The 12764-nt window shown below is 56.6% G+C and carries 10 protein-coding genes and 2 tRNA genes; 11 read left to right on the forward strand and 1 reads right to left on the reverse strand.

Going from position 1 to position 12764, the window contains the following annotated elements:
• From GSF27_RS00005 to GSF27_RS00040, 8 genes are all read left to right on the forward strand, one after another.
• Window positions 1-2573: type I secretion C-terminal target domain-containing protein (locus GSF27_RS00005; RefSeq protein ID WP_160964461.1), on the forward strand; the 2573-nt coding region annotated here is incomplete at its 5' end.
• Between the two features lie 176 nt (window positions 2574-2749).
• Window positions 2750-3604: a M23 family metallopeptidase gene (locus tag GSF27_RS00010; protein WP_160964463.1), complete on the forward strand. Its 855-nt coding sequence runs from the start codon at window positions 2750-2752 to the stop codon at window positions 3602-3604.
• A 70-nt stretch (window positions 3605-3674) separates the two neighbouring features.
• Complete coding sequence (locus GSF27_RS00015; RefSeq protein WP_160964465.1) at window positions 3675-3872, forward strand: Trm112 family protein; 198 nt, start codon at window positions 3675-3677, stop codon at window positions 3870-3872.
• A gap of 25 nt (window positions 3873-3897) precedes the next feature.
• The gene (locus GSF27_RS00020) at window positions 3898-4248 is read left to right on the forward strand and encodes a histidine triad nucleotide-binding protein (protein WP_160964467.1); all 351 of its coding nucleotides are present in this window, start codon (window positions 3898-3900) and stop codon (window positions 4246-4248) included.
• A 260-nt stretch (window positions 4249-4508) separates the two neighbouring features.
• Window positions 4509-7133, forward strand: a complete 2625-nt coding sequence (gene alaS, locus GSF27_RS00025) for an alanine--tRNA ligase (RefSeq protein ID WP_160964469.1) — start codon at window positions 4509-4511, stop codon at window positions 7131-7133.
• 139 nt (window positions 7134-7272) lie between these two features.
• Window positions 7273-8496 carry an aspartate kinase gene (locus tag GSF27_RS00030; RefSeq protein WP_160964471.1) on the forward strand — a complete coding sequence of 408 codons (1224 nt, stop codon included), beginning with the start codon at window positions 7273-7275 and terminating at the stop codon, window positions 8494-8496.
• A 256-nt stretch (window positions 8497-8752) separates the two neighbouring features.
• Entirely contained in the window at window positions 8753-8947 is a 195-nt protein-coding gene (gene csrA, locus GSF27_RS00035; RefSeq protein WP_160964473.1) for a carbon storage regulator CsrA, read from the forward strand.
• A gap of 222 nt (window positions 8948-9169) precedes the next feature.
• Window positions 9170-9259: transfer RNA gene (locus tag GSF27_RS00040), tRNA-Ser, on the forward strand.
• Between the two features lie 563 nt (window positions 9260-9822).
• On the opposite strand, the gene GSF27_RS00045 is transcribed toward GSF27_RS00040, so the two are convergent.
• A complete protein-coding gene (locus GSF27_RS00045; protein ID WP_160964475.1) occupies window positions 9823-10320 on the reverse strand; it encodes a hypothetical protein in 498 nt (165 codons plus the stop codon).
• 242 nt (window positions 10321-10562) lie between these two features.
• Between GSF27_RS00045 and GSF27_RS00050 the strand changes: the two genes are divergently transcribed.
• The 3 genes from GSF27_RS00050 to GSF27_RS00060 all read left to right on the forward strand — a co-directional run bounded on the left by GSF27_RS00050 (window position 10563) and on the right by GSF27_RS00060 (window position 12764).
• Window positions 10563-10639, forward strand: a tRNA-Arg gene (locus GSF27_RS00050).
• Window positions 10640-11345: 706 nt separating this feature from the next.
• Complete coding sequence (locus GSF27_RS00055) at window positions 11346-11819, forward strand: hypothetical protein (RefSeq protein ID WP_160964477.1); 474 nt, start codon at window positions 11346-11348, stop codon at window positions 11817-11819.
• Between the two features lie 417 nt (window positions 11820-12236).
• On the forward strand, window positions 12237-12764 hold the full coding sequence (locus GSF27_RS00060) for a hypothetical protein (protein WP_160964479.1): 528 nt from the start codon (window positions 12237-12239) through the stop codon (window positions 12762-12764).

The following is a 12764-nucleotide window of genomic DNA, read 5'->3' on the forward strand; positions in this document are numbered from 1 at the left end:
AGGGTCGCAACGATGCGCCGACGGCCACTGACAAGACTATTGGTATGTACGAAGACGGCAGCCATACCTTCAGTGCGGCGGACTTCGGCTTTAGTGACGTCGATGGCGACAGTCTTGATCACATCACCATCACCAGCCTGCCGGCGGCGGGCAGTCTAACCCTGAATGGCAACCCGGTGAGTACGGACGACCAGATCAGTGCGGCGGACATTGCCAACCTGATGTTTACGCCGGCTGCCGATGAGAACGGCACGGACTACGCTAACTTCAGCTTTACGGTGAATGACGGTACGACCGACAGTGTGTCAGCCAACACCATCACGTTCGACGTGGCGGCGGTGAACGAGGCTCCAACGATATCCGTCACAGCTAACGACTTTGTTGAAGATGCAGCCAGTACAGCAGCGGGAGCGATTGTCGCAACCTACTCGGTCAATGACCTGGATGGTGATGTCTTGTCTGTCAGCTGGACCAGTGGCTCTAGCCCGGTGGATACCAATGGAAACGCATTGTACCTCCTCAATACCGGAGCCCTCACCGTTATCCTGACTGCCGCCGGTGCGGCATACGCCAATGCCGGTAATGACCTGCCAGCGGTTGATTTGACCGTCACCGACGACAGTGGAGCCGCCAATAATTCAGCTTCCGACAGTGATGATCCGCAACTAACCCTGGTGGACGATGCGACGGTGACTGTTTCCGATTCTGCTACAGGTGTTGAGGATGAGGTACTCACTGTAGGGATTGCAGCTGGAGTGCTGGCCAATGACTTCGACGAAGATGATACGTTGTCCGTAACAGGGTTCTCGGTAAACGTTGACGGGGTGGCCGGTGATGAGAATTACAATGCTGGCCAGACCGCTGTCATCGCTGGTGTTGGGTCGTTAACGCTGAATGCTGACGGTAGTTACGAGTTTGTCCCTGAGCCGGATTACAGCGGTGACCTGCCGGTGGTTACCTATACCACCAATACCGGGGCTACCGATACACTGGCAATCACTATTGATCCCGTAGCTGATCCCATTCCGGGCACAGATACTTCAGTTTATATCGGACCTGAGATCGAAAGTAATGTTGATCTCGGTAGCGGCGCGAACTATGGCTTCCCAGAGGGCGTAACACTGTCCGTTATTACGGGCGGAAATTTCGCATTTAACAATGGGTCAGGCCTGGGTGTCGACTCTGCAACCGACGGTAATAATGACGCTATCGAAGCGACTGAAGAGGTCAGTATCAAGTTCCCGGTTGGGATACAGTTTGTGGCCATGGGATTAAAGAACGTGTCCGATGATACGCCTGTAATAACGGCAATCATGGACGTTGAGGATCTCAAGACAGCGTCCTCGGCGGGCACGACGATTCTGGAGGGGCAGGTTACCTCTCTGGCTTACATCGACAGCCTGAAACCAAACGAGACGGTCGATTACACCTCGCCCGAAACGGTACGTATATCCGCCGTATTCACATTCTCTGATGGTACCGCGCCTGTTACCATTCAGGCCTCGCTGAGTCCTGATGGTAGCTGGAGTCTCGATTACAGCGCAGTCGATATGACCAATGTAGTTGACGTTAAGGTTGTAACACTGGTCGATGGCGATCTCTTCGGAAATGGTGGTCAGGCTGACGATGTGGTCCAGCTCAGTTACAGCTCAGACCTCTCCGAGATACGTTTTGGTAACGATTCCCAGAATACATTCAGTACTTCAGGTGATGGCTATCAGATCTCGTACGTGAGCTTCGAGGCATCCCAGACAGGTGATCCAACTTACACTTACCCCATTGAACTCTATGCGGCCATTCAGGATACCGTCGGCACTTCAGAGAGTATTGGGGAGCTGTTGCTAAGCGGTTTGCCTGCGGATGTCATTTCTCTGACCGTGGTTGACTCAACCGGTAGTTATACCGAGATTTCTGCAGTTGATGGGAAGTACGATCTCTCAGCTTTCTCTGATGTTTTGAGCACTCTGGCAGCTGATGGCGGGGATGGTATTTACCTGACCACAGCCACCCCTCTTGCTGCCGGTTACAGTCCCAATGTCGAAATCACAGTGGTAGACGGTTCCAGCTCGGCCAAAACCGTAATTGGTGGCTCTGCCAGCAGCAGCTTCACCGGGACCGACAGCGCTGACTGGATGGACGGCGGCAGTGGTGACGATCAGTTGTACGGCGGTGCCGGCAACGACACTTTGCTGGGTGGTGACGGTGAGGATGTGATCTACGGGGGAATTGGCAGCGATACCATGTCCGGCGGCCAGGGTTCCGACACGTTCGTCTGGCAGGTGGCCGATGCCGGCGCCGTTGACACTATTACCGATTTCCAGACTGGCGTCGGTGGTGATGTACTGAATTTCGCCGACCTGCTGCAGGGGGAGACTGCTGATGCCGCCACCCTCGACAGCTACCTGGATTTCAGTTCCGATGGTACCAACACCACTATCACCATTGATGCCGATGGCAGCGGTGCGGGTACGGACACCCAGAGCGTGGTGTTGGCTAATGTTGACTTCGGGGCTTTGTCGGATCAGCAGATCATCCAGCAGCTGCTGGATGACAGCAACCTGCAGGTGAGTTAAGCGGTCGGGGCGCCCTGGCAGGCGCGGTATAGGAGTGATAACCACCTCACTGCCCGGTGATTCCGGCGGTGGGGTGGCTGGCAAGCGCTGGGCTCTTTTGCTACTGTCGGCGACATCCGGGCTCTGCTAGCAGGGCTCCTCTGTTGCTGGCCTGTCACTGCTGGGTTGTATTACTGATGAAGTTTCTCTCCCCAATTTTCGTCTCCCTCTGCCTTTCTCTCACTGGTATTCATGCCACCGTGGCCGACGCCACCACCGGACCACAGATCGAGGGGGCGTGGGAGCAGGGCAGTATCTTGCGGGGGCAGGTTGAACCTGGCAGCCAGCTGCGCTTCGAGGGGCATGATGTGCCTGTCAGCCCAAAGGGGCAATTCGTCATTGGCCTGGATCGCGATTTTGGTTCTGTGGCCAGGCTGACCCTGCGGCGCGAGGATGGCACCACCCAGGCGTTCGAATACCCTGTGCAGAAACGGGAGTACCAGATTCAGCGGGTGGAAGGGGTGCCTGCCCGCACGGTGAATCCCTCGGCAGAGCATCTGGCCCGTATCCGTGCGGAATCGGCCTTAACCCGCAAGGCGCGGGCGAAAATTCTGGATCGGCAGGACTTCGCGGAGACCTTTGTCTGGCCCCTGACCGGACCGATTACCGGTGTATACGGCAGTCAGCGTTATTACAACGGTGAGCCGCGCCGGCCGCACTACGGTGTGGATGTAGCCAGACCCACGGGCACCGTGGTGGTGGCGCCGGCCAGTGGTGTTGTCACGCTGGTACACCCGGATATGTTCTACTCCGGGGGCACCCTGATCGTGGATCACGGCCAGGGGCTCTCATCCACCTTTATCCATCTGCACAAGGTACTGGTGGAAGAGGGGCAGGAGGTAAAGCAGGGTGAGCCGATTGCTGAAGTGGGGGCCTCGGGGCGGGCCACCGGTCCGCACCTGGACTGGCGTATGAACTGGTTTGACCAGCGTGTCGATCCGCAGGTGCTGGTACCCCCCATGAATACCGTATGGTCAAAGGCGAAAGAGTAGCGGCACAAGACAATTGCCGGGTGACTGGTTAGACTTGCCCGTCGTGCAGAACATTGAAAAAGGTTGCGCCATGATTGACAAAAAACTGCTCGGTTTGCTGGTCTGCCCGGTGACCAAGGCTCCGGTGGAGTACGTTAAAGAGAAGGATGAACTGGTCTGTTGGGCCAGTGGTTTGGCCTATCCGGTGCGTGATGGCATCCCGGTGATGCTGGAATCGGAAGCTCGTCAGCTGAGCGAAGCCGAAAAAGAGGCCCATCGGGCGCACTGATCAGTACCTGAACAGAGGCAGCAGTATGAGCGAAGTATCGATTTTTACCCGCATAATGGATGGCGAAATCCCGTCCGACAAGATTTATGAGGATGAGGATTGCATCTGTATCCGGGACATTGCCCCCAAGGCCCCGGTGCACCTGCTGCTGATCCCCCGCAAGCCGATACCCCGTCTGGTGGATGCCAGTGCCGAGGACCAGGCTCTGTTGGGACGCCTGATGCTCAAGGCCGGGGATATCGCCCGCGAGCAGGGTATCGGCGACGCCTTCCGGTTGATCGTCAACAACGGTGCCGAAGCCGGCCAGACGGTATTTCACCTGCACCTGCATATCCTGGGTGGCAAGACCTATACCGAGCAGGGGCTGGGCTTCTGATCGACCCTGCCGCAGGCCGGCACGGCCTGCGACCCCGGGCGGGGCAGGGCAGATCCAGCCGCCGCCCGTTCTCCAGTCATTCCGCCAGCACAATCATCAACCACCCGCCAGCCCCCGCCGTATCGACACTCCACCCATAAAAATATCTGCCCGGGTCTCGGTGTTTTGCCGCGCTTCTTATATACTTAAGCCCTTTTGAATCGGGGTCAGGGCCCGCCCGTGGGCATCCCTCCCTGTGTCAGCCATTGGATTGAGACTATATGAAGAGCGCAGAAATACGCGACGCCTACCTACGGTTTTTCGAGAGCAAAGGTCACGAGATTGTCCCCAGCAGTTCGCTGGTGCCGGGCAATGACCCCACCCTGTTGTTCACCAATGCTGGCATGGTGCAGTTCAAGGACGTTTTCCTGGGCGACGACAAGCGCAGCTACAGCCGTGCCACCAGCTCCCAGCGCTGTGTGCGCGCTGGCGGCAAGCACAATGACCTGGAAAACGTGGGTTACACCGCCCGTCACCACACCTTTTTCGAGATGCTGGGCAACTTCAGTTTCGGCGACTATTTCAAGCAGGATGCCATCAAGTACGCCTGGGAATTCCTCACCTCCAGTGAGTGGCTGAACATCTCCGCCGACAAGCTCACCGTTACCGTCTATGCCGAAGATGATGAAGCCTATGGCATCTGGAAAGATCAAGTGGGTGTGCCCGCCGAACGTATTATCCGCATTGGCGACAAGGGCGGCCGCTACCAGTCCGATAACTTCTGGGCCATGGGCGATACTGGCCCCTGCGGCCCCTGTACCGAGATTTTCTACGATCACGGCGCTGATATCTGGGGCGGTCCTCCCGGCTCGCCCGAAGAGGATGGTGACCGCTTCATTGAGATCTGGAACGTGGTCTTCATGCAGTTTAACCGCAGTGCCGATGGCACCATGGCGCCGCTGCCCAAGCCATCCGTAGATACCGGTATGGGTCTGGAGCGCATTGCCGCAGTGATGCAGCACGTCCACTCCAACTACGAGATCGACCTGTTCCAGGCGCTGTTGAAGGACGCCGCCGAAAAGACCGGCACCAGCGATATGGAGAACAAGTCACTGCGTGTGATCGCCGACCATATCCGTTCCTGCTCCTTCCTGATTACCGATGGCGTGCTGCCCTCCAACGAGGGGCGGGGTTACGTGCTGCGCCGCATCATCCGTCGCGCTATCCGCCACGGCCACAAGCTGGGCCAGAAGCAGCCCTTCTTCCATAAGTTGGTGGCAGCGCTGGTGAAAGAGATGGGCGAGGCCTACCCGGAGCTGGCGGAACAGCAGGCTCAGGTGGAGAAAGTATTGCTGGCGGAAGAGCAGCAGTTCGAGAAGACCCTGGACAAGGGTATGGCGGTGCTGGAAGAGGCGCTGGCCGGACTGCAGGGCGACACCATTCCCGGCGATGTGCTCTTCACCCTCTATGACACTTACGGTTTCCCGCTGGACCTGACCGCTGATATCGCCCGCGAGCGTGAGCTGAAAGTGGACGAGGCTGGCTATGAGGCTGCCATGGACGAGCAGCGGGCCCGTGCCCGTGCTGCCGGCGCTTTCAAGGTGGACTACAGCGCAAGCCTCAACCTGGATGGCGAGACTGAGTTCAGTGGCTACAGCAGTCTGCAGGACGAGTGTGAAGTTGTGGCCCTGCTGAAAGATGGCGAGCGGGTTGAGCAGCTGAACGAAGGCGACGAGGGCAGCGTGGTACTGGCAGCAACGCCGTTCTACGCCGAGTCCGGTGGCCAGGTGGGAGACAGTGGTTACCTGACCGGTGCCAGCAGCCGATTCGAAGTAGCTGATTGCCAGAAGCAGAGTGGCCACCACCTGCATCAGGGCAAAGTGCTGCAGGGCAGCCTGAAAGTGGGCGACAAGCTGAGTGCACAAGTGGACGCTGGCGTGCGCCAGGCCACCGCGCTCAACCACTCGGCAACCCACCTTCTGCACGCGGCACTGCGTGAAGTACTGGGGAACCACGTGACCCAGAAAGGGTCTCTGGTGGACTCCGAGCGCCTGCGTTTTGACTTCTCTCATTTTGAAGGCGTCACCCAGGAGCAGCTCAAAACCATCGAGACTATGGTTAACCAGCAGATCCTGGCCAACAGCGCCGTAGAAACGGCAGTCTGCGATATGGAGACTGCCAAGACCAAGGGCGCCATGGCGCTGTTTGGCGAGAAGTACGGTGATGAAGTGCGTGTACTCTCCATGGGCGATGGCTTCTCGGTAGAACTCTGCGGTGGTACCCACGCCGCGCGCACCGGCGATATCGGCCAGCTGCGCATTACTTCCGAGTCTGGCGTTGCGGCGGGTGTTCGTCGTATCGAAGCCGTAACCGGTGCCAAAGCGCTGCAACTGTTCGATGAGACCCAGGCGCTGGTGCAGGACGTGGCCCGCCAGATCAAGGCGCGCCCGGATAACCTGGCCGAGAAAGTAGCGCAACTGCTGAGTCAGAACCGCCAGCTGGAGAAAGAACTGCAGCAGCTGAAAGGCAAGCTGGCCAGTGCCGCCAGTGGCGACCTGGTGAGTGAGGCCGTTGAGGTGAAGGGTGCGAAAGTTCTGGCGGCAACCCTCGAAGGTGCTGACATGAAGTCGCTGGAGAGTACCGCCATGCAGCTGAAAGACAAGCTGGGCAAGGCAGTGGTTCTGCTGGCTGCGCCGGCCGACGGCAAGATCAACCTTATCGCCTGTGTGGCCGATGAGCTGCAGGGCCAGGTACAGGCCGGCAACCTGATCAAGTACTTCGCCCCGCTGGTGGGTGGTAAGGGTGGCGGTAAGCCGGATAAAGCCAAGGGTGCCGGTACCGACACCGGTGCGCTGTCGGGTGCGCTGGCGACCGTTGCAGGTTGGGTAGGCGAGCAGCTGGGCTGATTTTTCGCCGGTGCGCAGGCCGCGCCGGCAAAGGGACAGGGTGCCTTACCAGATGGTTAACTTTTGTGCCATTTTGGTGTTTAATGGCGCCCTTTTGAAAGTGCCCCCCATGGGCGTTTGAAATTCTCACAGGTTGCCAATGAGCTTAATTGTACAGAAGTATGGCGGTACCTCGGTCGGAAGCGTCGAGCGTATTGAGGCTGTGGCCAAAAAGGTGTCCGGTTTCCGTGCACAGGGCCACGATGTAGTGGTAGTCGTCTCCGCCATGAGCGGTGAGACCAACCGCCTGATTGCTCTGGCCAAGGACATTCAGGACAATCCGGATCCCCGCGAGATGGATGTGCTGGTCTCCACCGGCGAGCAGGTGACCATCGCGCTGCTGTGTATGGCGCTGAAAAAGCTGGGTTGTGATGCCCGCTCCTACACCGGCGGCCAGGTTCGTATCCTGACCGACAACGCACATATGAAAGCACGTATCCTGGAGATTGATGAAGGCAACATGCGTGCGGACCTGGCAGCGGGTCGCGTGGTGGTTGTGGCCGGATTCCAGGGTGTGGACGAGAACGGCAACATCACCACGCTTGGTCGTGGCGGTTCCGACACCACCGGTGTGGCACTGGCTGCAGCGCTGAAAGCGGATGAGTGCCAGATCTATACCGATGTTGATGGTGTCTACACCACAGATCCCCGTGTCTGTGAAGGTGCCCGTCGCCTGGATCGCATCACCTTTGAAGAGATGCTGGAAATGGCCAGCCAGGGATCCAAGGTACTGCAGATCCGCTCCGTAGAATTTGCAGGCAAGTACAACGTACCCCTGCGTGTATTGCACAGCTTCCAGGACGGTCCTGGAACCCTGATTACCCTCGATGAGGACTATTCCGATATGGAACAACCAGTCGTTTCCGGTATCGCGTTTAACCGCGATGAAGCCAAAGTTACTGTTGCCGGTGTGCCGGATATGCCCGGCGTTGCTGCGCGTATTCTTGCTCCCATCGGCGCTGCCAATATCGAGATAGATGTGATCGTGCAGAACGTGGGCGCCGACGGCACCACCGACATTACTTTCACCGTGCACCGTAACGACCTGGAGAAAGCCCAGGGTGTGTTGGAAAAAGTGTCTGCGGAAGTGGGTGCGCGCGAAGTGCTGACCGACAGCAAGATTTGCAAGGTGTCTATCGTTGGTGTGGGTATGCGTTCCCACGCTGGCGTGGCGTCCAAGATGTTCGAAGCCCTGGCGGCCGACAATATCAATATCCAGATGATCACCACCTCTGAAATCAAGATAGCCGTGATCATTGACGAGCGTTACCTCGAACTGGCTGTGCGCAGTCTGCACAAGGCGTTCGAGCTCGACGCAAAATAAGCGATTTGGGGTGATCCAAAGATACCTATAAGGCGTCAGCAGAGTCCGTGTCCGTACCCGCAAGGGGGCGGAAGGGTGAAGAAAAAGAGGCTTCAAGCGCCATTTATCTTTCATTTTAGAAAAGCTGGACAATACTTAGTCTCAGACAAAGACACTGCGACACCGTGTCAGTCAGACGGTAAGGGCTAAGGTAAGAAACCGGCAGCGGTTAAAGGTATTGTCCGTTGTACTCACAGGATGCTTTAAGGAGATAGTAATGTTAATTTTGACCCGCCGTATTGGCGAGACCCTGATGGTTGGCGACGACGTCACCGTCACCGTTCTCGGTGTGAAGGGCAACCAGGTTCGTATCGGTGTGAACGCGCCCAAGGAAATCGCTGTTCACCGCGAAGAGATCTACCAGCGTATCCAACGCGAAAAGGAAGATCAGGAGCCAAACGGCAACCGCTAAGAGGCCGAGTGCTCCTTGCGGACAGCAAAAAAGCCCACTTCGAGTGGGCTTTTTTGTGCCTGTGGATTGCTGTTCGTGGCGAAGAAATGACCATCCCGGACAGCGGCTGGACGAGGGTCTTTTCAATGATGAGAAATTTACGTCCAAGTCTTTGATTCTTTAATGAATATGGTATGATGCCGCTCCGTCGTCGCAAGTACTGTAGTGAATGCGATGAGCGCCGGAGAAGTGGCCGAGTGGCTGAAGGCGTGCCCCTGCTAAGGGTATATATCGGAAACGGTATCGAGGGTTCGAATCCCTCCTTCTCCGCCATCTAATAAAAAAGGGCCTACCCGCAGGGGTAGGCCCTTTTTTATTAGCCGCGCAGCGGGAGAGATTTAACAAATTCCTCGGTTCGATAAAACGCACAGCGTTTTAGACGCCGCAGGCGCCCGCAGGGTGATTTTCGGCCCCTAGGCTGAAAAGCATCAATCCCTCTGCTCGGACTCACTCCGCTCTAGCGTGCGCGGCAGGGGTAGGCCCTTTTTTATTAGCCGCGCAGCGGGAGAGATTTAACAAATTCCTCGGTTCGATAAAACGCACAGCGTTTTAGACGCCGCAGGCGCCCGCAGGGTGATTTTCGGCCCCTAGGCTGAAAAGCATCAATCCCTCTGCTCGGACTCACTCCGCTCTAGCGTGCGCGGCAGGGGTAGGCCCTTTTTTATTAGCCGCGCAGCGGGAGAGATTTAACAAATTCCTCGGTTCGATAAAACGCACAGCGTTTTAGACGCCGCAGGCGCCCGCAGGGTGATTTTCGGCCCCTAGGCCGAAAAGCATCAATCCCTCGGCTCAGGCTCACTCCACTCTAGTACGCGCAGCATGGGTAGGCCCTTTCTTCAATGCATCATCTGCTGCGCCGCCTGCTCGGCGGTCCGGTCCGTCTCTTCAATCACCTTAAACAGCTGACACAGCTTCCCTTGTTGCCCCAACAGGCTGGTGAGAGCAAACAGGGCATTGTCCAGGGCTCCCAGAGCATGGGTACGCAGTGATCTTGGAATCTGTTCCGATCGGCACAGGCTCAGCAGGGACTGGTGAAGTTCCCGCAGTACCGCTTCAGCGTGTTGCAGCTTGCCCATGCCGGAGAAGGCTGCGGCCAGATTGTGGCATGAGGCTACTTTCAGTTTCAGGTAGCACTGGTAACCGGGCAGGGGATCCACATCGATCAGGTGTTGGGTAATCAACCGGGCCTGATTGAATTCCCTTGCCGCCAGGGCAAACTGTTGCCGGTTGTGATGGTCGCGGCCAGCGGACATATGGCTGCGAAACTCGGTCAGTGCACTGCCGGGGTGGCGGGTATAGGACAGGCGCTGCTGTGGGGATAGGGACTGGCGCATAACAATCTCCATTTGATAATGAGAAATATTATCAATAAGGATGTTGCCGCTGTCCAGCACTTTTCAGGGGCGGAAATTGCCGTGCTGGATAAACCTTGTACAGTGGCGTAAAGGGCCTGGCCCTGGTTCAGATCCCGTCGCGCAGCCGCTGATTAAGTGACTGATAAAATTACCGTTTTTTTTCTAACAAATGGCTTGACTCATCATGGGTCGATCCCTATTATACGCGCCTCAACAGCAACGCATCCGTAGCTCAGCTGGATAGAGTACTCGGCTACGAACCGAGCGGTCGGAGGTTCGAATCCTCCCGGATGCGCCATATACGAGAAGGGCTCAGCAGAAATGCTGGGCCCTTTTTTTTGCCCCGCACCGTGACAACGGTTCGGATTCCCGGTCGCAAATCACAGAGTTTCGCCGCAACGATCACAGCGAAACGGTATGTCGCTAGCCTCGTGATCTGATGCCCTCCCGGATGCGCCTTATACGACAAGGGCTTAGCAGCAATGCCACGACCTTTTTGTTTCCGGTGCGGTATTGTTGTCAGGGCTTCTCCTTTTTTTTGGGGGGGTATGACGGACGCGCTCAGTCCTGCCTTTGAATTTGTCTCTCCCGTGCCGGGCATTGTGGCCGGTGCCTTCCAGTCTCGCTTCTTAAATGGATTCAGGTGCACCTCTGTGGGTGTGCTGTTCGTTCTGTGCCCGCCGTGCTCGGGCTGGTGCGTAAGGGAAGCGCTGGCGAGTGGGCGCTGTTTGATGTGCGCCGGTGGTGACCCGGGTTGTGGCTTTTTGGCTTTTCACGTCGTCACCGGCCATTTGTCATGTCGGTCAAATTTTATAACCGGATTCTCCGAATTTCGCTAAAGCAATCTCTGGTTGGAATATAGGTGCCGGTTTCACTCTGTGTAATTCTCCCCGTCTGCTGAAGGTGTGGATTGGTTCTCGGTCGACGGCTTACCGGCTTATGGTTTTGCCGGGACATCCCCATTAGCATGTGGCGTCAGTTTCTTTTTTGATCTTTGCTAATTTATGTCCGACTCAGACGCAGTTTCCCTGTTTACTCTGGTGGCCGAATCGGTGGGTGCCAACCGGCAACAAAAGATGGACGCCTGGTTGAGTGAAAAGCAGGCGCGGCCGGAAGAGAAGAACCGGTTAAGGTACACCAACCTGCCCTGGGATCCCACCCAGCAGACCCACAGTTTCAACTGGCAAAAGAGCCATGTTGGCTGGATGGATGTATTGCGCAGTGACGGCAAGGTTGTGCAGGTAGTGTTTAATCTGCGCTACCCCAAGCGGCGCTGGTTTTCCCGACATCGCAAGGATTGGAAGTCATTGAATGAGACTGCCAGCCGGCTGATGGGTGAGGGTAAGTTGTTTGGCTTACCTGAGCGCCCCAGTCAACTTTATCGGCGCGGCAAACTCAATCTGTTGATGAAGTCTTATGAGGAAAAGCGTCACGCTTTTATCGAGCTTAAGCTGGCCCGGGGAGAGTTTTGCTCCTGAGTGCGGGGAGGTTGCGGTCGAAGTCGGTGCGATTCGGTGTTTTTGCCTGTACGGTTTTTACTCTTCCTGATGAGTCTTGATCCGAATTGCATAAGGCGCGGGCAGACGTGGAAAACTGGTTCCGCAAACTGCGCGATGCAGGTACGATTGGCTGTGTGAACGAGTTACTGTTTAGAAAAAGTTGTTGTCTGCTGCCTGTCATTATGTCCTGCGATTCTGCTAATTTCTTCCTGTAATCCTCCCTTCGTCTGTCCGTGAGATGCTTGTCCGCTGACAGATTCATTGGGGCTCACTGAAAGTACAACAATTCAAAACTTTGCTTTACAGACAGTATTTTTCCGGTTGGTCATGTACCTGCAGGTAAGGCGGCTGTCGATTTTCCGGAAAGTTATTGCATTTGGGGGTTCGTTTCATTCTATGAAAATCGCGGTCAAATGGTCTCTGCTGGTGCTCACGTGTCTGTTGCAACTGCCTGTCGCAGCGCAAGAGATTTCCAAAGAGCAGATCAAGGGTTTGGATGAGCAGGTGCAGGACATCAAGGCGGATGTGCTGGCTATCTCCACCGAACTGAAGCTGCTGGAAGAGAAGCTGCTCTATCCCTCCAACACCCAGGTCTCCCTGTTTGTGGCGCTGGAAGGGGCTGACAGCCTGCGTGTCGATGCGGTTGAGGTGGCGGTAGACGGAAATCCGGTGGCGCACCACATCTACTCCTTCAAGGAGCTGGAAGCGCTGCAAAAAGGTGGGCTGCAGCGGATCTACACCGGCAACCTGCGTACCGGGGAACATTCCATCAAAGTGGGCTTCAAGGGTTTGACCGGCCTGGGTAATGAATTTACCGAAGTGGCCAGCTACACCTTCAGTAAGGGCGTCGGCCCCGGCATTGTGGAAATCCGCTTGCTGGGATCGGCACTGGGCTCCAACAGTATTCAGTTTTCCGATCAGTAG

The sequence above is a fragment of the Pseudomaricurvus sp. HS19 genome, assembly GCF_009857815.1.
GTDB lineage: Bacteria > Pseudomonadota > Gammaproteobacteria > Pseudomonadales > Cellvibrionaceae > Pseudomaricurvus.